This is a genomic window from Alcanivorax sp. NBRC 101098 (genome assembly GCF_001010505.1).
Taxonomy (GTDB): domain Bacteria; phylum Pseudomonadota; class Gammaproteobacteria; order Pseudomonadales; family Alcanivoracaceae; genus Alcanivorax; species Alcanivorax borkumensis.
Genome location: NZ_AP014613.1, coordinates 1,199,947 through 1,220,826, shown reverse-complemented (window position 1 = coordinate 1,220,826; position 20,880 = coordinate 1,199,947). Strand labels below are relative to the sequence as shown.

Annotated in this window: 20 protein-coding genes; 5 read left to right on the top strand and 15 right to left on the bottom strand. The window is 54.6% G+C overall.

Annotated features, from left to right (window positions below; translation table 11 throughout):
* Positions 1-48 precede the first annotated feature (48 nt).
* The 3 genes from AS19_RS05565 to AS19_RS05555 are packed head-to-tail and all read left to right on the top strand — an operon-like array spanning position 49 to position 2,818.
* Positions 49-837, top strand: a complete 789-nt coding sequence (locus tag AS19_RS05565; protein ID WP_011588332.1) for a hypothetical protein — start codon at positions 49-51, stop codon at positions 835-837.
* A 41-nt stretch (positions 838-878) separates the two neighbouring features.
* Positions 879-1,892 (top strand): agmatine deiminase family protein, encoded by a 1,014-nt coding sequence (locus tag AS19_RS05560; protein WP_011588331.1) that lies wholly within the window; start codon positions 879-881, stop codon positions 1,890-1,892.
* Between the two features lie 32 nt (positions 1,893-1,924).
* A complete protein-coding gene (locus tag AS19_RS05555; RefSeq protein ID WP_011588330.1) occupies positions 1,925-2,818 on the top strand; it encodes a carbon-nitrogen hydrolase in 894 nt (297 codons plus the stop codon).
* A gap of 61 nt (positions 2,819-2,879) precedes the next feature.
* Here AS19_RS05555 and AS19_RS05550 read toward each other — a convergent pair whose 3' ends face one another.
* From AS19_RS05550 to AS19_RS05540, 3 genes are all read right to left on the bottom strand, one after another.
* Complete coding sequence (locus AS19_RS05550; protein ID WP_046961827.1) at positions 2,880-3,620, bottom strand: polysaccharide deacetylase family protein; 741 nt, start codon at positions 3,618-3,620, stop codon at positions 2,880-2,882.
* Positions 3,610-4,788, bottom strand: a complete 1,179-nt coding sequence (locus tag AS19_RS05545; RefSeq protein ID WP_011588328.1) for a glycosyltransferase — start codon at positions 4,786-4,788, stop codon at positions 3,610-3,612. The genes AS19_RS05550 and AS19_RS05545 overlap by 11 nt, the downstream gene beginning before the upstream one ends.
* Positions 4,789-4,974: 186 nt before the next feature.
* Positions 4,975-6,129 carry a sulfotransferase gene (locus tag AS19_RS05540; RefSeq protein WP_011588327.1) on the bottom strand — a complete coding sequence of 385 codons (1,155 nt, stop codon included), beginning with the start codon at positions 6,127-6,129 and terminating at the stop codon, positions 4,975-4,977.
* A gap of 120 nt (positions 6,130-6,249) precedes the next feature.
* Here AS19_RS05540 and AS19_RS05535 point away from each other — a divergent pair, with 120 nt between their 5' ends.
* Positions 6,250-7,053, top strand: a complete 804-nt coding sequence (locus AS19_RS05535) for a glycerophosphodiester phosphodiesterase (protein WP_046961826.1) — start codon at positions 6,250-6,252, stop codon at positions 7,051-7,053.
* On the opposite strand, the gene AS19_RS05530 is transcribed toward AS19_RS05535, so the two are convergent.
* Positions 7,017-8,186, bottom strand: a complete 1,170-nt coding sequence (locus AS19_RS05530; RefSeq protein ID WP_011588325.1) for a patatin-like phospholipase family protein — start codon at positions 8,184-8,186, stop codon at positions 7,017-7,019. The genes AS19_RS05535 and AS19_RS05530 overlap by 37 nt on opposite strands.
* A 130-nt stretch (positions 8,187-8,316) precedes the next feature.
* Here AS19_RS05530 and AS19_RS05525 point away from each other — a divergent pair, with 130 nt between their 5' ends.
* Positions 8,317-9,456, top strand: a complete 1,140-nt coding sequence (locus AS19_RS05525) for a GNAT family N-acetyltransferase/peptidase C39 family protein (protein ID WP_046961825.1) — start codon at positions 8,317-8,319, stop codon at positions 9,454-9,456.
* A 103-nt stretch (positions 9,457-9,559) separates the two neighbouring features.
* Here the strand turns inward: AS19_RS05525 and nqrM are convergent, their stop codons facing one another.
* The 11 genes from nqrM to AS19_RS05470 form a co-directional block, all read right to left on the bottom strand.
* The gene (nqrM, locus tag AS19_RS05520) at positions 9,560-9,796 is read right to left on the bottom strand and encodes a (Na+)-NQR maturation NqrM (protein WP_011588323.1); all 237 of its coding nucleotides are present in this window, start codon (positions 9,794-9,796) and stop codon (positions 9,560-9,562) included.
* Between the two features lies 1 nt (position 9,797).
* Positions 9,798-10,811, bottom strand: a complete 1,014-nt coding sequence (locus tag AS19_RS05515) for an FAD:protein FMN transferase (RefSeq protein ID WP_011588322.1) — start codon at positions 10,809-10,811, stop codon at positions 9,798-9,800.
* 187 nt (positions 10,812-10,998) lie between these two features.
* On the bottom strand, positions 10,999-12,228 hold the full coding sequence (nqrF, locus tag AS19_RS05510) for an NADH:ubiquinone reductase (Na(+)-transporting) subunit F (protein ID WP_035458457.1): 1,230 nt from the start codon (positions 12,226-12,228) through the stop codon (positions 10,999-11,001).
* A 15-nt stretch (positions 12,229-12,243) separates the two neighbouring features.
* Positions 12,244-12,864 (bottom strand): NADH:ubiquinone reductase (Na(+)-transporting) subunit E, encoded by a 621-nt coding sequence (gene nqrE, locus AS19_RS05505; RefSeq protein ID WP_011588320.1) that lies wholly within the window; start codon positions 12,862-12,864, stop codon positions 12,244-12,246.
* A gap of 12 nt (positions 12,865-12,876) precedes the next feature.
* On the bottom strand, positions 12,877-13,542 hold the full coding sequence (locus tag AS19_RS05500; protein ID WP_011588319.1) for an NADH:ubiquinone reductase (Na(+)-transporting) subunit D: 666 nt from the start codon (positions 13,540-13,542) through the stop codon (positions 12,877-12,879).
* A complete protein-coding gene (locus AS19_RS05495; RefSeq protein WP_011588318.1) occupies positions 13,542-14,363 on the bottom strand; it encodes a Na(+)-translocating NADH-quinone reductase subunit C in 822 nt (273 codons plus the stop codon). Before AS19_RS05495 ends, AS19_RS05500 begins: the two co-directional genes overlap by 1 nt.
* Positions 14,363-15,622 carry an NADH:ubiquinone reductase (Na(+)-transporting) subunit B gene (locus tag AS19_RS05490; RefSeq protein ID WP_011588317.1) on the bottom strand — a complete coding sequence of 420 codons (1,260 nt, stop codon included), beginning with the start codon at positions 15,620-15,622 and terminating at the stop codon, positions 14,363-14,365. Before AS19_RS05490 ends, AS19_RS05495 begins: the two co-directional genes overlap by 1 nt.
* A 2-nt stretch (positions 15,623-15,624) precedes the next feature.
* On the bottom strand, positions 15,625-16,971 hold the full coding sequence (locus AS19_RS05485; protein ID WP_011588316.1) for a Na(+)-translocating NADH-quinone reductase subunit A: 1,347 nt from the start codon (positions 16,969-16,971) through the stop codon (positions 15,625-15,627).
* 266 nt (positions 16,972-17,237) lie between these two features.
* Positions 17,238-18,677: a glyceraldehyde-3-phosphate dehydrogenase gene (locus AS19_RS05480; protein ID WP_011588315.1), complete on the bottom strand. Its 1,440-nt coding sequence runs from the start codon at positions 18,675-18,677 to the stop codon at positions 17,238-17,240.
* Between the two features lie 201 nt (positions 18,678-18,878).
* Positions 18,879-19,475 carry a uracil-DNA glycosylase family protein gene (locus tag AS19_RS05475; RefSeq protein ID WP_011588314.1) on the bottom strand — a complete coding sequence of 199 codons (597 nt, stop codon included), beginning with the start codon at positions 19,473-19,475 and terminating at the stop codon, positions 18,879-18,881.
* Positions 19,472-20,350 (bottom strand): acyl-CoA thioesterase II, encoded by an 879-nt coding sequence (locus AS19_RS05470; protein WP_011588313.1) that lies wholly within the window; start codon positions 20,348-20,350, stop codon positions 19,472-19,474. The genes AS19_RS05475 and AS19_RS05470 overlap by 4 nt, the downstream gene beginning before the upstream one ends.
* Between the last annotated feature and the right edge of the window lie 530 nt (positions 20,351-20,880).

The following is a 20,880-nucleotide window of genomic DNA, read 5'->3' as shown; positions in this document are numbered from 1 at the left end:
CCTAACTTTCTAATACTGAAAGAAAATAAAATATTTCTGGGGGAAGAAATGAAGATAAGAATAATACCGATGCTGGCTTCAGCAGCGCTGGTCATATCCACTGTCTCACTGGCAGCCGATGTTCCCCAGCGTGGCATGTCCCAATCTCAGGTTCGAGCTCAATTTAGTGCCCCCAACCAAAGTAAAGGGCCAGTGGGCAGCCCGGCCATCACCCGCTGGGATTACGACGGATTTACTGTTTACTTCGAAAACAATACCACTCTGCACACCGTGGTTAATCGCCCGGCGAATACGGCAACAGACCCAGTTTCTGGCCAACAAGTCGATGCCCTGCCCTCTATTCAAGAAAAAGCGGCCACACAACCCAGCACACCGGCCGACAATGCGTTCGAACCCACTACGACTCCCCCCGCAGCGCCAGAAGCTCCTACAGCTCCCTCCACACCAGAAGCCACCAAGCCAGCAGAAAGTCCGGCTCAAACCGGCCCTAACCCCGAAACACCGACGACTCCAAACACTGAAGGCGAGTTTCGCTTCGACCCGGTAACCGGTCGCATCATCATCGCCGGTGAAGACACACCAAAGCAGGCGGCAAAAAAGCAAGCCGATAGCATGAAACAAGAGGCACGACAGTCCGCTAATCAAGCCAGAGAGTCGGCCGACCAGGCCGTTGAAGACACTCAGGGCAAGGCCCAGAACACTGTAGACGAAGCCAGCAAAAACGTGGGGGCGGCCCGGGCTCAGGCCCAACAGGAAGCAACAAAGCAAGCCGCTCAGGACGTCAATGACGCCGCCGATGGCGGTGGTTTCTATATTGACTGGGGCGCACGCCAGTAGCACACTCGCGCGCATAGTCAATCCTGCGGACCCTCTTCGCTATGCGCCAACTTCTTCCTGAATGGCACCCCCAATGGGGGGTGTTACTCGCCTGGCCCGACGCCCAAACCGATTGGGCCGATCACTTGGCCGATGCCGAAACCTGCTACCTGAATATCCTCGCTGCTCTGCTCGACCACGAGCATGTATTGATGGTGTGTCGTAACGCGCAAACCCATGCGCATATTCACGCGCAAGTCGCGGCCCGGGGCATCGACCCGCAACGCCTACAATTGGTGATCGCAGATTACAACGATACCTGGGCCCGGGATTTTGGCCCCATCGCCATCCATGAAGACGGCAAAACCCTGCTGCTGGATTACACCTTTACGGGCTGGGGCGGCAAGTTCGCCGCCGACAAGGACAATGCACTCAACGCACAATTGCCCTGGCAACTCCCCCTACGAAGCCACGCTCTAGTGCTCGAAGGCGGCGCCCTCGATACCGACGGCAAGGGCAACCTACTGACCACCCGCCACTGCCTGCGTAACCCCAATCGCAACCCGGATCTTTCAGAAGCGGAACTCACGGCACAGTTGAAAGAGCAGCTGGGCGTCAGCGATATCTGGTGGCTGGATCATGGCGAACTGGACGGTGACGATACCGACGCCCACGTGGATACCCTGGCCCGTTTTGTGGACGAGAAAACGCTGGCCTATGTGCAATGTCAGGACCCCACTGACAGCCACTACCCGACCCTCGCTGCCATGGAGCTGGAGCTGCAACGGCTAGCGGATCAACATGATTTAACCCTGGTTCCGCTGGCACTGCCCTCTGCCCAATATTGCCGTGAAGGTGAAAGGCTGCCGGCCACCTATGCCAACTTCCTTATCACCAACGAAAAAATCTTGCTGCCAGTCTATGGCTGCGATACGGATCAACAAGCTCTCAGTGCTCTACAATCCGTTGCTGGCTCACGGTGCGTGGAAGCCATCAACTGCCGGGTATTGATCGAACAGCACGGCAGCCTGCACTGTGTCACCATGCAGTTACCGCAAGGCGCCCTGTCAGCATGACGCACGCCACCACCGCACAGAGGAAAACGCCCATGCGTGTTGCCGCTATTCAACAGACCAACACTGCCGACCTGCAAGCCAACCTGGACCACTCCCTGTCACTGGTCCGCGATGCCGCCGCTCAGGGCGCGGAACTGGTGCTATTGCAGGAGCTGCACCGCAGCCTGTATTTCTGCCAAACCGAAGACACCAGCGTGTTTGATCTGGCAGAAACCATTCCCGGCCCCAGCACAGAGACCCTTGGCGAACTGGCCAAAGAGCTTGGCATTGTTATTGTCGGCAGCCTGTTCGAAAAGCGCGCCACCGGCCTGTATCACAACACTGCAGTCGTTCTGGAAAAAGATGGCAGCTTGGCTGGCATCTACCGCAAAATGCACATCCCTGATGACCCGGGCTTCTACGAAAAATTCTACTTTACCCCCGGCGATGCCAACTGCAACGACGGCCGCAGCGGTTTCACCCCCATCGACACCAGCGTGGGCAAACTAGGATTGCTGGTATGTTGGGATCAATGGTATCCAGAAGCGGCTCGCCTGATGGCCCTGGCCGGTGCCGACCTGCTGCTCTACCCCACCGCCATCGGTTGGGATCGCACGGATGAACAAGACGAGCAACAACGCCAGCTAGACGCTTGGATCACGATTCAGCGGGCCCATGGCATCGCCAACGGCCTACCCGTATTGGTGGCCAACCGCTGTGGTTTTGAACAAAGTCCGGCGGACGAGAGTGGCATTCAGTTCTGGGGAAATAGCTTTATCTGTGGGCCACAGGGCGAATTCCTCGCCCAAGCCAACAGCAATAACGAGCAGGTACTGCTCGCCGATGTAGACTTGCAGCGCAGCGAATCCGTCCGCCGCATCTGGCCTTATCTGCGTGACCGGCGTGTGGATGCTTATGATGACCTGGGCAAGCGCTTTCGAGACTGACGTTAACCGCAAACGGCCATTCTCACGCCAGCGTGGGCGAAACCGTGACCGGGTAACGTACCTAACGTGCCGATCTATCCTCTATAAATCCGGGCTCCATTCCTAACTGCGGATACGGTAATGCCTGCGATAAGGATTTCAGTAACGGTGAAATTCTGTTGCCTAGGCGCAACTCAAAATCGTGCGGGTGTAACCCGATACGCACCGGCACCCCCACGCGCCGAGCCCGGCTAATATTCACCGCATTAGAAAAGCCCAACACCCAGGCCCGAAAAGCAGTATCGGCCTCAAAGCCCACTAAAGGTAGCCGGGTAAACGTTTGCTCTTGAGCATCATGGAGACCGAAAAGGGTTTCCACATACCGAAATGGCAACCGGGAAAGCTGCGCCGGAGAGAGCGCACCCAACGCCCAAGCCGGTGGCACATAGAGGGGTGAGGGGCTCAGCCCGTTACGGATAAACCAGCGATAACAATCCCACACTAACCGCTGAATGCCATCGCCGGAAAACGACAGATGCTCCGCCACATCCCGTGACAACAGCGCACTGTGCAAGCGGTGATAAAGCGTCACGGGGGGCTGACAACGATGGGACCAGCCATGCCCGGCTAGTGGATGCCCCGCGTTCTGCAGGCTTCGCAACCAATCAAGATCACCCTCCTGCCAATCTTTACCCGGCACCACTAACAAGGTTACCGCTTCACAAGGCAAGCGTAACCGCGCCAGCATGGCCGTTACCTGCGTCCGCGTCTCGGGCATCACGTCATGAATCGAGACCAGCGCAGCTAATGAGTCAGAGCGCATTACGTAGATAACTGCTACTCAAACGGCGCAGTAATGCCAAGGTAGGAGAAGGCAACGCCCAGCTCGAAGCTGGTGCCAACGAAGCACAGTGGGCCAGTACCGCCGTCCACTGGATAATCGCATCGTCGTTCATGGCTAGTGCCGCCTGGCGTGCCTGACGGGCTTTGAATGCACGAGTCACCGGGCTTAGCGACTGCAATCGCTCAACAGTATCGAACAGGCTCTCCCCCACCTTCATCACCCACAAGCCACTAACCAATGCCGGCCATTCGTTGATGCCGCAAGCCGGCGTAGTAATCACCAGCCGCTCACGTGCCATGGCTTCCAGCGCGACCGTGCCAAAGGCTTCCACCGATGAAGGTAGCACCAGTACTTGGCAGCGATCCAGCATACTGACCACTTGTTCACGGGTGCACCAACCATGGAAATGCAGATTATTCTGTTCACGGCAGGCGTTTTCTACCTTGTTACGCAGGGGGCCGTCTCCAGCGATTTCAAATTGCAGATCCGGACGCTGGGATGCCAGTACGAGAAAGGATTCAATATTTTTTTCCGCCGCCAGCCGGCCCACATAACAAACCCGCTGAACCGTATTATCTAACTCGACCACTGGCGTATTCACGAACTCTTGGGCCAACGGCGTGCCGACCAATTGAGGATTACGCGCTCCCGCTGCACGGGCCTGGGCGATCATCGATTCGCAAATAGTGGCGGCGGTTTCGCTGCCCTGAAACAGCGTCCGATTCACCCAATTGAGAAAGCCCCCAGCCAGACGCGCCAACCGCTTACCCCAATACAGCTCCACCAGACGGTTGTAATCTGTCTGGAAAGTTACGCACACCGGGATCCCCCATTTCTTGGCAATCCAGTACCCGATCATGGAGAAAATACCGGGGCCCGGAATGACGATCACATCGGGTTTCATTTCCCAGACCAAGGCACTGAGTTCTCGCACCTTGGGAAAAAACAGACGCTGAGTGGGATCACCCGGAATCGGAACAGACGCCCCTTGGCAAGGATGGGGATTGTGCATGCAAGGCTGCACCAACTCCACTTGCGCCACTTGATTTTTTAGATGCGACACCAGGTCTTGGAAGTAAGCACCGACGCCATTCCGCCCTTTGATTGCATCCACCACAAACAGTATGCGTAGCTCTTTGGTATCCATGCACGGCAGTATCCGGACTGCTCATGTCGAGAATGTGACAGCAAGGCCACCCACAACGCGGAAAGTACGACAAGGTATGACAAAAAACCAACAGGCTGCACACTACATACAACCTGTGCGGGCGTCAGGCGACGCTAACACGCCTACCCCTTTGCGGTGTGGAGATCACTTTCCATAGAGGCGGCGTTAACCATCGGGTTTGATAAAACCAAAGCGCTCATAAACCCAACCAAACCTCTGCAGCAATTCGTCATCACTGACGCCCAAGGCGTCCAGTGAGTAGTGGTGGCCACTACGGTACTGTTTGGCTTTGCGGTCTTGCTCCTGCAGCTGCTCACAGAAATGCGCGTCTGCTTGCCAGCCAAAACGACGGTAAAAACCCAGCACGGTATCGCTGGGAGCGCGCACCAGGGTCTCCATCACCGATAACGCCCGGCGCTGTTGCGGCATTTGTTCGGCCACTTCTATCAAATGCAGATAGTAGTATTCCAGCATTGCTAGAAACCCTTCCCGCCAGTAAGCGGTAGTGTCGCGGCCATCAAACAGGCGCGCACCGATCAGGATCGAATTCACCTGCGATGGCACCGCCGCCGTGGGGCTACGTAGGCAGCCAATAAAACGGGCATCCGGAAAGGCCTCTGCCAAGGTTTCCATCCACGGGGTAAACGAGGGATTCTTCGATAACAGGGTTTTCCCCTGTCCGTGAAAGTAAAGGTGACGCTGCACAAAGCGGCGGTAGGATTGCATCAATCGCTGTTTCTCATCCGCACTGCCATCGCGGTCCAGAAACGTCAGTTGCCACAGGGAAGGAACGGGAACCACAAGGACCAGCAGAAAGCAGCCCCATACGGGGATCAACCCCAGATAATCCTCTTCCGGATCGAGCAACCCTGTCTTGTGCACACCATCCAACCCACTCAACAGACGCCGTTCCAACCAACAGACTAGTCTAGCCCCCGGCCGGCCTAGCCACTTATCCAAGCGCGCCATACCCGTCCAGAAATAGCGCTGGGTAATCGAGGGGGCGAACAGTAGCTCCCATAGGGCGGTCGTCGTGAAACGCGAATCCATGGCCAGCAGACGATGCAGGAAAGTGGTACCGCTTCGCGGCACGCCAATCACAAATAATGGCTCGCGCACCGACACCCGGCGAAACCCCGGAAATAGCAGGTAATCCAACCCCAGCCCGATACCATTAATCGCCTGCACCAGCAAAAAAGATGGCCAAAAAACCAGCATCACCAGCAGTCGTTGCAACGAGAAGCCGTGCCATTGCCCTTGATAACGTGGAGCCCAACTGACCAGGAATAATCGGCTATAACGTTTCAACAGCTTTAACATGGTGAAGCTCGGCGGCGAGAAACGTTGAAACAATAAAACAGCTCCAAGACATAAAAATGACAGCAGTATCTCTTGTGTCTCGGTCACAGCGCTGTCATCTTTCTCGCAAAGAATAGCACTATGACACTGCCAATGACCGACCTAACTGCCTCTTCAATCTACCCAGCCTTGGTGGGCCACCGTGGCGCCCGCGGCGAAGCGCCTGAGAATACCCTCGCCAGCTTCCAGGTCGCTTTAGAGGCGGGCGTAACAGAAATGGAATTGGATGTACGGCTATCCTCCGATGGCCAGTTGATCGTATTGCACGATAGCGACGTAATCCGAACCACCGGGCTTCGCGGCAATGTTCGTCAGTACACCAGTGCCCAGCTCGGCGTCATGGATGCTCGCCGAAATACACCAGGCTGGCACAGCCCCACCGGGATTCCCTCACTTCAAGAAGTGATCGACCTATGTGGCCCAGCTATACGCTTCCAGTTCGAAGTTAAAGGGGCAAACCGGATTGTTCTGCACCAGCTAGCCCATCATCTGACGCATATGATCCACGACCAACAACTGCAAACACGAGTGGTGATCACCTCAAGTCACACTGGGTTTCTGCGCATGATCGGCACCATGGCCCCGGATATTGAACGCGGCTATGTGTGTCAGCACCGCTACCTGCAACCGACCCGAAGAGCACAAGGGTTGGGTTGTAGCTGGCTCATTGCACATTACTCTCTCGTTGGCCCTGCACTGATGCGCCGCGCCAAACGTCGCGGATTAAAGGTCTCTGTGTGGACGGTGAACGACCTGACAGAAGCCGAGCGGCTGGCAAAACTAAAGGTAAACAGCATCATCACCGACTTCCCCACCAGCTTTGTCAGCCACTTCCGCCGCAAACAGCGTTACGGGGCCTCGGAAGCCGTCTCCATTAGTGGCTGATCATTTAGGAACGCCATGATCTCATCTTTACGGGCCGTCGCATCTTTGCGCCCCATTTCAATCAATGCATTGGTGAACCCAGGCTCAAATAACAAATAGCTCATAGCACTGGCACCAGGAGAGCGAGTCGCTCCGGAACTGCGCAGAAAAAACCGCAAGGATCGAGGTAATTCCCGAATATGCTCCGCCGCGATTTCATCAATGGGCCGAGAGGGATAAATCTTTAGCACATCCACTTCTCGCAGCTTGATATCTTTTTTCCTGCGCGCCCGCTCTCCCAGGGCCGACAGTGTGTGATTAATGCGCTCAAGCCGCTCAACATCCCCTTCCAGCGTGTCGACAAACACACTATTAAGCACGTGCCCCAGCACCTGGGCCATTGAAGGGTACCCGCTTAGCTGACGTAGATGCCCTGCACTCACATTACCAGACACACCAATTACCAGTAGCCGCGTAGCGCCCAAATGCAGCGCGGGGCTTAATGGAGCAAGCTGACGCAGCGCTCCATCACCATAATAAGCCTTGTCCACCTTAGTCGCAGGAAACAGGATAGGAATGGCCGCCGATCCCAACAAATGCTCTACCCCAATTTGCGAACGCTTGCCCTTACGGCGAGCGCGAGCCCATTCGGCAAGCTCATCGGTGCCCTGATAAAAGCTCACTGATTCACCGCTTGCATAGGCCGAAGCAGTAATGGCCAGTGCCCGCAAATGCCCCTGATCCAAGCTCTCCTGAATACGGCGAAAATTAATCACTAGCGATAGCAAGCGTTGTAACGGCGTATTATCAAGCAACGAACTTCGCTCCGGAGTTTTGCCCGTCGCCACACCAGAAAAAAACCAACGCAACACGCCACGGATGCAGGCATAGAGGTCCGTGCGATACACCTGTTCGGCGGTAATATTGGACCAGACTCTCTCCAAGCCTCGGACCGCCGCCCGATAGTTACCCGCATTCGCCGCTAAAGCCGTTGCATTGATCGCCCCCGCCGAGGTGCCACAGATAATCGGAAAGGGGTTCGGCGCGCCACGGGGAATCATTTCCGCTATCGCCGCTAGGACGCCTACCTGGTAAGCGCCGCGTGCACCGCCGCCCGACAATATCAATCCTCTGACCGGATCCTGTTTGTGCATTGATACCCTCCCTGTTTGTTGTTTTCAGTATGCCGCGCTAACCGCCACGCCACCACTACTCGCCGCATCAATAATGCTGGCAAGGCAATACCGGCTACCTTATTCTGAACACCTTCAAGGACACAGGATTATGTGCGTTTTCTCCCTTCGCCCCGCTCTTCCCGACGATCTAGATGCCCTCACGGCACTGGAGCAGCGCTGCTTTTCCTCCGACCGCCTTACTCGACGCAGTTTTCGTCAATGGCTCAAGCGGCAGCACGCTGGCCTTATCGTTGCCCAGAACGAACATCAGCAATTGGTTGGCTATGTGCTAGTGTTGCTGCAACCCGGCACGCGTCTTGCCCGCCTTTACTCCATAGCAGTGGATCCACAGCAGCGCGGCAAAAAACTCGGAGAACAGTTACTGGGTGCCGCCGAAGGCTATGCACATCAGCAACACCGCCTGTTTCTTCGCCTGGAAGTCCGCAAAGACAACACCGTGGCCATCGCCCTGTACGAACGCTTGGGCTACCGCCTGTTTGCCCAGACGGTAGACTATTACGAGGACCACGAAGACGCCCTGCGTTACCAAAAGCGGTTGCACTATTTAGCTGACTTACCCGACCTATCAAGCCAAGCGCACGCTGCCTCGACTCAAACAGGGCGTTTGCAGTTACCTTGGGTTCAGCAAACCACGCCTTTCACTTGCGGGCCCGCCTGCTTACTGATGGCCTTAGCTGCCCTGAAAAAACAGGCGCCCACGGTCACCGAAGAGCTATTGCTATGGCGTGAAGCCACCACCATCTACATGACCGCAGGCCATGGTGGCTGTCATCCGCTCGGCCTCGCACTGGCCGCTCGACAGCGTGGGCTCAGCGCCCGTGTATGGTGTAACCATGCCGGCCCGTTATTTCTGGATTCGGTGCGTGACCGCGACAAAAAAACCGTGATTACCACCTTACACGACCACTTTGTCAGTGAGTGTTCGCGGCACAGGGTCCCGGTCTGCTTCGGCGATTTCAGCGCCACCGATCTGGATAATGCCATTAGTGTCGGCAGTATCGTGCTAGTGCTCATCAGCACTTGGCGACTAGACCGGCGCAAGGCGCCGCACTGGGTCGCTATTAGTGGCAGCGATGAGGAATGCTTCTACATCCACGACCCGGATCCCGGTGAAGACCAGGTGCCCATGGATTGCCAACATGTCCCCATTACACGCCATAAATTTGAACAAATGCGGCAGTACGGTCAGGCAAAGTTGCGTACGGCAGTGGTATTGAACCGCCTCTGAAGAATACCTTGCCGTAATCGCCGCGCTCGCGGCGCGCCTACGGCAGATAGTCAGACATAAAAAAACCCGCATGGAGCGGGTTCTTTTGTGGGCGGGCTTGGAATTAGATCTTCATCACGTTCTTACCCAGTGCCGCCGCTTTTTCGCTGTTAACCTTGCGAGCGTTCTCTTCGCATTCGTCATCATTACCGCCGCAAATTTCACAGTCCTGCTTCATGCCCAGCGCCGCCAGGCCACCACAGGATCCCTTTACCGGCTTGTTGGAGAGAATCACGCCCACAGCCATGCCGGCGAAAAGCAGGCCAATAAAAATTACTGCCGCCACAATAGTCATGAACATGTCACTTACCCTCCACAATTGCATCAAACGCGGGAGTCGATAACTCTTTCACTCCCTTCTCAGTTCTGACAATAAAAAATACGGCCAGTTCATGGTCTTTGGCAAAAGCCATTCCTTCATCCGGCCCCAGCACCGTCATTGCCGTGGCCAGCCCATCCGCAATCATTGCACTTTTGTGCAAAACAGACACCGAAGCAAGCTTGTGCTGCACCGGATAGCCCGTACGTGGATCAATCGTATGGGAGAATAATCGTCCTTGCGACTCGAAGAAGTTACGGTAATCACCACTGGTAGCCACCGCCATGTCCTTCAAGTCTACCACCTGCTCAACCTCACGAACGCCAGCAATCGGCCGCTCAACGGCAACTCGCCAAGGCTGCTTATAGGGCTTGCTGCCTTTGCCCCGTAATTCCCCCCCCACTTCTACTAAATAGTTGCTCAAGCCATAACGGTCCAGTAAATCCGCCACTTTATCCACCGCATACCCCTTCGCAATAGAGGACAGATCCACATACACGCCGCCAGGCTGAAGTAACTGCTGCTCGCTGAGCATAAGCTTTTGCCAACCAACTCGTGTTAGCGCGGCCTCCACTTCAGAGTGTTTCGGAGGCTCAAAGCGCTCCGGATCAGGCCCAAAGCCCCACAAATTAACCAATGGACCCACAGTCACGTCGTAGGCCCCATCAGTCTGCTCCGAAAGCAAAAAAGCGGCATGCAAAACCTTCACCAGATCAGATGGCAACACCATCAGGGCACCGGGCTCAGCATGATTAAAACGGCTAATATTGGAGTCAGGACGGTAAGTGCTCATCTGCGCATTTACTTGCTCCAACGCCGCTACGATATCCGCCTTTAATGCTTGTACTCCGCCATCACTCGGTGTCCCTGTATATTTCACACTCCAAGTGGTACCCATAGTCGGGCCACTGAGCACAGAAAGACGATTCTTGCTGTCATCACAGCCACCAAAAAGCAGAAGCAGAGAGAAAGCCAGTACAGAGAGGATGCGGAGCATTGCTTAGGTCCGAAGGTATAAAGCAGAGGAACAAGGATCAAGCTGGAACACAGAAAAGGAGCCCATGTTCTGTAAAGCTTCGCTCGCGATCAACGGCAAGGCGCGATCACAAACGATAAAACCTAAACATAGGTTCCACTGTAGCTTGTAGCTAACAAAACGCCGGCCCGAAGGCCGGCGTTTGGAATCATCCGCCAAAGTCATCCAACAGAATGTTTTCCGGCTCGACGCCCAAATCTTCCAACATTTTGATGACAGACGCATTCATCATCGGCGGACCACACATGTAGTACTCGCAGTCCTCAGGGGCCGGATGGTCCTTAAGATACTGCTCGTACAGCACGTTGTGGATAAAGCCGGTGAGGCCATCCCAATTGTCTTCAGGTTGCGGATCTGACAGAGCTAGGTACCAGTCGAAGTTGTCATTCTCTTCAGCCAGCTTGTCATATTCCTCATTGTAGAAACATTCGCGAACACTGCGGGCACCATACCAGAAGCTCATTTTGCGCTTGGAGTGCAATCGCTTGAGCTGATCGAAGATATGGCTACGCATGGGGGCCATACCCGCACCACCGCCGATGAACACCATTTCTGCGTCGGTTTTCTTAGCGAAGAACTCGCCGAATGGACCAAATACAGTGATCTTGTCACCCGGCTTCAGGCTGAACACGTATGAGCTCATAATGCCGGGTTGAATATCCTTGGAGCCAGGAGGCGGCGTCGCAATACGGATATTGAATTTAAGGATGCCCTTCTCTTCCGGGTAGTTGGCCATGGAATAAGCACGGATCACTTCTTCGTTATTTTTGGTGTTCAAATCGAAAAAGTTGAACCGTTCCCAGTCACCCCGGTATTCCTCATCGATATCGAAGTCAGAAAACTTCACATCGAAAGGCGGCGCTTCCAGCTGTACATAACCCCCGGCACGGAAATCCACATTTTCGCCTTCAGGCAACTTCAGCGTCAGCTCTTTGATGAAAGTGGCAACATTGTTATTGGAAACAACCTCACACTCCCACTTCTTAACGCCGAAGAATTCTTCTGGCACCTGGATTTCCATGTCTTGCTTCACGTTGACCTGACAACTTAAGCGCCAGCCATCGCGAATCTGACCTTTGGTGAAATGACCTTCTTCAGTGGGAAGAATATCGCCACCACCATCCAGCACCTGACACCGACACTGCGCGCAAGTACCACCACCGCCACAGGCAGAAGATAGAAAAATACCCTGATCTGCCAATGTCCCCAACAGCTTACCGCCAGCTGGAGCTTCAATGGATTTATCTGGATCATCGTTAATGACAATGCTCACATTACCCGTGCTGACCAGCCGCGAGCGGGCAACCAGAATGATTGCCACCAACGCGAGCACGATGGCGGTGAACATGACAACACCGAGAATAATCTCAAAACTCATGATTCAACCCCTCGCTTACAGCTGCACACCGGAAAAAGACATAAAGCCCAGTGACATCAAACCAACAGTAATGAAGGTGATGCCTAGACCTTTTAGGCCATCGGGTACGTCACTGTACTTCAGCTTTTCACGAATACCGGCCAACAGAGTGATGGCAAGAGCCCAACCCACGCCGGCACCCACGCCATACACAACAGACTCACCGAAGGTGTAATCGCGTTCCACCATGAATAGAGAAGCCCCCATGATGGCGCAGTTCACTGTAATTAGCGGCAGGAAGATACCCAGCGCGTTGTACAAGCTCGGCACGTATTTATCCAGAGTCATCTCCAGAATCTGTACGATCGCTGCAATCACGCCAATATAGCTGAGAAGCCCGAGAAAACGCAGATCCAGACTTGCGAGCTGTTCGCTGCCAGTCCAAGACAAAGCACCTTCTTCAAGCAGATTATGAAGAATCAGGTTATTCACCGGAACAGTAATCGCCAGAACCACAACCACCGCAATCCCCAGGCCGATGGCAGTCTGGATCTTTTTGGAAATCGCGATAAAGGTACACATGCCCAGAAAGAAGGCCAACGCCATGTTCTCAACAAAGACGGCGCGGACGAACAGGCTCAGATAATGTTCAAACATTCCTCGTCTCCGTTAAAACGCGTCGCTGACACGGGTGTTGGGCTTCATTTTGAAGGTATCTTCTTCCACTTGCTCCGGCTTCCAGGCACGAATAGCCCAAATAAACAGACCAATAAGGAAGAACGCGCTGGGTGGTAACAGCATCATGCCATTGGTCATGTACCAGCCGCCTTCGGATACCTTGGGCAGAATCTGGTGACCAAACAAACTACCCGCACCCAGTAATTCGCGGGTAAAACCCAGCCCCAACAGAATTGCCGAATAACCTAGACCGTTCCCTACGCCATCGAGGAAAGACGGGATCGGCGGATTCTTCATAGCAAAGGCTTCCGCGCGCCCCATCACGATACAGTTGGTAATAATGAGCCCCACGAACACCGACAGTTGCTTGGAAATACTGTAGGCATAGGCTTTCAGAAACTGATCAACCACAATTACCAGCGATGCAATGATGGTCATCTGTACGATGATTCGAATGCTGGAAGGAATGCTGTTGCGAATCGAGCTTACAAAGAAGTTCGAGAACGCTGTTACCGCAGTCAATGCGATACACATCGTCACCGTGGTGCTCAGGTTACTGGTCACCGCCAACGCGGAACAGATACCCAGGATCTGCAGAGCGATGGGGTTATTGTCGAAAATCGGACCTAACAAGATGTCCTTGGTTTTCTCCGCCATTACGCCTCTCCTTCCGGTTGCTCAGGTGTCGCGGCACCATCAGCCACCGCCGTTTCACCCTCTTGCATACGCTCAAGGTAAGGACCAAAACCGTTTTCGCCTACCCAAAAACGCAGCAAGTTACTTACACCCTTGCTGGTCAGGGTTGCGCCGGCCAGGCCATCAACTTTGTATTCCGCATTCGGGGTGCTGCCATCCACTGTGCCTTTAATCACCTGGATTTCCACTTCCCCCTGGTCACCGTATAACTTCTTGCCTTCCCAAAGAGCCTTCCACTTAGGGTTATCCACTTCACCCCCCAGCCCTGGAGTTTCGCCGTGCTCGTAGAAACCGAGCCCGGCCACTGTATTGGCATCCGGCTCAAGCGCCAGGAAACCGTACAGAGTAGACCAAAGGCCGTAGCCATGAACGGGCAAGATGATACGGCTTAGCGCGCCGCTATCGTCTTTGGCCAGGTACACTTCGGCCACTTTTGCCTGGCTCTTGATGTCCGCAAGGTCTTCATCGCCAGTCAGGCGAATAGATTGCTCGGGATCCTTAGCCGCTTTACGTTGATCGTAAGACTCTGGCATCTCAACATATTTGCCGGTATCGATATCAACAAACTTACGCTCAATAGTCTTGAAAACCTCTTCTACGTCGGTACCTTCTTGGTACAACCCAGCGGCTTGAAGAATATTCATCCGTTTATCGAGAAGCTGATTCTCAGCCTGAACCGGACGCAAGCTCACCGCTGCTGTGGCCACAACCACACCACAAACCACGCATACCAGGAAGGCGACCAGCAGCGTTTTACCAACGCTTTCGTTGTTTCCAGCCATTAGACTTCTCCCCCTGTCCGACGCAGGCGGCGACGAATATTCGCCTGGGTCACAAAGTAATCAATCAGCGGTGCACACAAGTTGCCGAACAGGATCGCCAACATGATGCCTTCTGGGAAAGCCGGGTTGATCACCCGAATCAGGACGGTCATCACACCAATCAGGGCACCAAAGATGTATTTGCCCGTGTTGGTCATGGAGGCCGACACCGGGTCGGTTGCCATGAAGATCATACCGAAGGCGAAGCCACCCACACTCAGGTGCCAGTACCATGGCATGCCGAACATGGCATTGGTCTCAGAACCGATCACATTGAACAGGGAAGACATACCAAGCATGCCCAAGAACACACCCAAAACAATGCGCCAAGAAGCAATCTTGGTCATCAACAAAGCTGCGCCACCGATAAGAATAGCCAGCGTGGAAGTCTCACCAATACTGCCCTGGATGTTACCAAGGAAAGTGTTCATCCAACTCAGGCTAGCGGTAGCGGCCGCCGCACCTTCAGTCAATGCGTTGCCAGTAAGGCCTACCGCGTAGTTCAAGCTACCCGAGGCAGCCAGAGACAAGGACGTGGCACCGGAGAAGTTATCCACGGCGGTCCACACTGCATCACCGGACATCTGCGCCGGGTAGGCAAAGTAAAGGAACGCACGGCCAACCAACGCCGGGTTAAGGAAGTTCTTGCCCGTTCCCCCGAACACTTCCTTACCGATGACTACACCGAAGGAAATACCCAGGAACACCTGCCACAAAGGAATGGAAGGTGGCAGGATCAAGGTAAACAGAATACCCGTAACGAAGAAGCCTTCGTTAACCTCATGGCCGCGCTTCCACGCGAACAGTCCTTCCCAGATAAAACCCCCGATGTACACGGTGAGCAGAATCGGGATGTAGTAAACCGCACCATGCAGAACATTGGCCCAAATACTGGCCGGATCGAACCCGGTCAGCGCTGCCACCAAATCACTACGCCAGCCGGCGAGCGGACTAGCACCTAACTCTGCGATCTGCAAATTAGCTTGGTAACCGGTGTTCCACAGACCAAACAGGATCGCCGGAAAAGTGCAGAACCACACCGTCATCATGATCCGTTTCAGATCAAGACCATCACGCACGTGAGCCGCGGAACGGGTTACCGAATCCGGGGTGTAGAGCATGGTGTCGAACATTTCGTAGAAGGTGTAATACTTCTCGAACTTACCACCCTCATGAAAATGAGGGGACACTTTGTCATCTAGAAACTTTCTCATACCCATGCTCAGCCCTCCGCCTCAATCGTGGTCAGGTTGTCGCGCAGAATCGGACCGTATTCGTATTTGCCTGGGCACACGAAGGTACACAGAGAAAGGTCTTCTTCCAGCAACTCCAAGGCACCAAGGGCCGTGGCGCTGTCGGTATCACCAACAATCAATGCACGCAGCAACTGCGTCGGCAAAATATCCAGCGGCATCACTTCTTCATAGGCCCCCACTGGCACCATGGCACGTTCGGAGCCATTGGTAGTAGTGGTAAAATTGAAGCGTTTGCCCGGCATCAGCTTGGACAGATAGATATTCATCAGCGAGAAACGGTTGGCGCCGGGCGAAATGTAACCCAACAGCTCCCGTTCATGGCCTTCACGCAAAGCCGTTAGCTGGTTTGTTGTCCGGCTTAACCAAGCCACAGGACCTCGGGCGTTGTGACCGTTCAGCACAGAGCCGGAGATCAGGCGGTTATCGCCCTCTTTTAGTTCACCCTGGGCAAAATCGTCCACGCTGGCGCCCACACGAGTACGTAAGGCCCGTGGAGTTTTCGCCTGCGGGCCTGTCAAGGCAACCACACGGGCGGAACTAATCTTGCCTTCGGTGAACAGCTTGCCGATAGCAATCACATCCTGATAACCCACCGACCAAACTGTCTTGTTCAGGCCAACAGGGTCTAGATAGTGAATGTGGGTACCCACATTGCCTGCCGGATGCTTACCAGAAAACGCTTCTTCACGAACCTGCCCGCCCGCAAAGCTGGGCAGATCAGTATTAGGACCGCGACACACCCATACCGGGCCGTCGGTCAGACGGCTCAGTACAGTCAAACCATGGCGAAAAGCCTGCTCATTTTCCTTGATCACCACAGCCGGATCTAGTGCCAGAGGGTTGGTGTCAAGGATAGAGACGAAAACAGAATTGGGTGTACTACCCGGTGCCGGCACCTTGCCGAATGGGCGAGTGCGCAGCAGCGTCCACTCACCGGAGTCCACCAACTGCTGCTGCACCGCATCGCGATCCAGAGATCTCAGTTGGTCAGCACTGTAAGAGGCGAAGGTGACTTCGTCTTCCTGGTCTGCCACTTCAATCACCACAGATTGAAGCACTCGTTTGTGGCCACGGTTAATGGCAATCACTTTACCGGCAGCAGGAGATGTATATTTCACACCCTCGGTTTTCTTATCCGTGAAGATCAGCTGGCCTTTTTTGACCACGTCTCCCTCGCGGACTTCCATAGTGGGTTTCATGCCCACATAGTCACCGCCGAGCACGGCAACAGAACGAACCTGGTGACCTTCCTCAATCGCCTGGCGCGGTGCACCAGCGATGGGCAGATCAAGGCCCTTCCTGATTTTAATCATAGTTTCTCGCCCACGTTGCATGTTGCTGAAGTCGAGGCACGCTACCTGAGGGCCCGGGTAAACCAGGTTTTACAGGAAACGTTCGCAAATTCCGGAATGTGCAATGGATACCGACAAAAACCCGGCGGGCACATTATAAGGTCGCGCCTACCTGTTCGCCAGCACCGCCGCCTCCGCCTTTTGTCGTATAGCCCCTTTTATAGGGCAACAAGAAAACGGAAAATGCACCGAAAAAAGCCCGCGGGGCGGGCTTCTCTGTTCCGGGTTCAGTCCTTCGGATACACCGGGAATTCCACCCCAGAAATCTGCTGCAGGATACGCAACACCTGACAGCTATAACCGAACTCATTGTCATACCACACATACAGCACACAGTGACGACCATTAACAATAGTCGCTTCTGCGTCAATCACGGAGGCGTGACGTGAGCCAACGAAATCCGTAGACACTGCATCCGGGCTGCTTACGAAATCCACCTGGCGCTGCAGAGGAGAATGCAAGCTCACCCAACGCAAGTAATCGTTGAGCTCTTCCAAGGTAGTTTCTTTGCCCAGAGTCAAGTTCAGGATCGCCATAGACACGTTCGGGGTGGGAACGCGGATGGAGTTTCCGGTCAGCTTGCCATTAAGGCTCGGCAATACTTTGGTGGCAGCCGTCGCCGCACCGGTCTCAGTCAACACCATGTTCAGTGGCGCCGAACGCCCACGACGAGGCCCCTTGTGGAAGTTATCCAACAGGTTCTGGTCATTGGTGTAGGAGTGTACCGTTTCCACATGGCCGAACTCGATGCCGAACTTATCTTCCAGCGCCTTCAGCGGCGGAACGATGGCATTGGTGGTGCAGCTTGCTGCGGAAATAATCTTGTCGCTGTCTTCAATCAAATCATTGTTCACTCCGTGAACGATGTTCTTCATGTTGCCCTTGCCTGGCGCAGTCAACATCACGCGGGACACACCCTTGCATTGCAAATGCTGAGACAGACCTTCCTCGTCACGCCATTTACCGGTGTTATCAATCACCACAGCATTATTAATGCCGTAATCGGTGTAATCGATAGACGCCGGGTCGCTGGAGTAAATCACCTTAATGAAGTTACCGTTGGCGATGATGGCATTTTCTTCCTCGTCCACAGCAATAGTGCCCGCAAACGGGCCGTGCACAGAATCACGACGCATCAGGCTAGCGCGCTTTTGCAAATCACCCTTACCTGATTCACGCACCACAATGGCTTTCAGGCGCAGGCCATCGCCGGAGCCGGCTTTCTCGATCAACAGACGTGCCAGAATACGACCGATACGGCCGAACCCGTACAGCACCACATCGGTGCGCTCGGGCATGTCGACTTTGCTGCTCACCGCTTCAGACAGCTCTTCTCGCACATAATCTTCGATAGAGAGGCCACGATTGTCTTTTTTGTACTCCACCGCCAATTTACCGATATCGATCCGGCAAGGGCCGAGATCCGACTTAGCCACTTCCTGAAGGATCGGGAAAGTATCGACCACAGACAGTTCAGAATCTTCAACCTGCTTAACGAAACGATGGCTCTTCAGAATCTGGATAACAGACTTGTTGACCAGGGAACGGCTGTACACGGTCGTGGTAACGTTCTTTTCACGATGCAGGCGCCCGATCATAGGAATCATGGCTTCTGCAATTTCTTCGCGGTTCTTCCAGCGTCCGAAATGGTCTTCCAGTTTGCTCACGGAGATGGCCCTCTCAGTTTGGGTTCAGGCGACGAAAAGCGGCATCATTGCCATGCTTGCCGTCCTACCTGCGGTGGTGGAGTACGGGGCGCGCATAATAGCGCCAAAAGGCCACATTATCTACCCGGATTAGGGGAAGATAGCACGCCAAAGCCCGCTATCCGGCGCAGACAAAGATAAACACCCATTACTACAGGAGTATCATCCGTCTGCGGCCTTCTGCAAGGCGGAAGCAACCTGTTTCCTTAGCTCCGGCACCACCTCCTCCTCGAACCAGGGCCGTTGCTGTAACCACAGGCGATTGCGGGGGCTGGGATGAGGGAGCGGAAAAAACCCCTGATCCAACGCCCGGGCAAAATGCCGCACTGTGTCTGTGAGTGTTTTTCCAGGCTTAGCCAGATAAAAGCGCTGGGCATACCGTCCTACCAACAATGTCAGCCGCAGATTTGGCAACTCCGCCAGCAAAGGGCCATGCCACTGGGGCGCACATTCCGGTCGCGGCGGCAGGTCCCCGCCCTTGCCCCGGCCCGGATAGCATAGCCCCATAGGAATGATCGCAATCTGACTCTCGTCATAGAAGGTTTCACGGCCAACCTGTAGCCAGTCTCGCAGACGATCGCCGGACGGATCGTTCCAGGGAATCCCGGTCTCATGAACGCGAGTCCCCGGCGCCTGCCCCACAATCAGTAACCGCGCGCCCTGCCCAGCCTGCACCACCGGCCGCGGCCCCAGCGGCAGATGCGACTCACACAGCCGGCAGGCACGAACGTCTTCCAACAGGTCAATCAGTTGTGTCATTCCGTCGGGCTGTCTGAGGGATGCAGGCGCATCAATCCTTCTTGAGCCACCGACGCCACCAAGGTGCCATCTTGGCGATAAATAGAACCAAAATTCAGGCCGCGAGAACCACCCGAGAAGGGGCTATCACTTCGATACAGCAGCCACTCATCAATGCGAAAATCATTATGGAACCACATGGCATGATCAATGCTCGCGCACTGCACATTAGGCTGCCAGAAATTCATTCCGTGAGGCAGCATGGCGGTGCCCATTAGGCCAAAGTCGGAACAATAGGCTAATAACGCTCGCTGGGTCATCGGGTTAGCATCCACCCGATCTACCACCCTGAACCAAACCTCGCGGACAGGGTCCTGGGGTTCAGAGGAGATGGAATCTTTCGGCGTCACCGGCCGAAACTCTACCGGCCGGTCAGTCAGAAAATCCTTTCGAAACTGTTCAGGCAAGCGATCCACCAGCTTCATACGAATGCCCTCATCATTCTCTAGGCCCTCAGGCCCCGGCACGTCGGGCATAACTGACTGATGGGAAACCCCCTCCTCCGCCACTTGGTAAGACGCCGCCAGAGAGAAGATCGGCCGACCATGCTGGATCGCGTCCACTCGGCGCGTGGTGAAACTCTTGCCATCACGTATCCGGTCAACGTAATAGACAATCGGCACGTTAAAATCGCCGGGGCGCAAAAAATACGCATGCAAGGAGTGCACAGGACGTGCATCATCCACCGTCCGCGAGGCGGCCAACAACGCCTGCCCAGCCACCAAGCCACCAAACACACTGCGCTGCCCATTGGCCTCGCTTTGTCCCCGAAACAAATTATTCTCCAGCTGCTCCAAATCGAACAGATTCATCAGTTCCTGAACCGATGCCTTCATACTCAACCCTCTGCGCAATAAAACCAATGGTCGCCATCCTACCTGCAACTCGAAAGAATGTTGAGATTGACGACATCCAGAAAAGTGGGCAGGCAATAACCAACAGAGCACGCCCAATGAGCAATAACATGCACATTATTTCTCGCAAGAGCTCACAGCCTAGCAAGTCGCTTTCACTCTATGTGAAAACCAACAACCCGGCCCGGTGGCTTTATGGAATAGGAAAACAACGCTCTCTATTTACTTCTGCGCTAACGACCCAACAATTAAAGGCCACCTCGAAATGGTGAGTACCATCACTGACCACCAGCGACGCCAACGGAACCCAAAAAGCAAACGACTCACCCGGCGCCTTATTGTGTAGGGCAACCTCGCCCTGCTTGCGTTGCGAGTGGCCGGAGAAACAGAAGAAAAAGGCTTTCCCCGCCCTTGGGAGAGACCGGCATATTTGCTTCCACCAGTGTCAAATTATTGCCATTTTTCAACGCAAACGCCTGTCCTTCACAATTTTTCCATGGTTGTCATGTGAT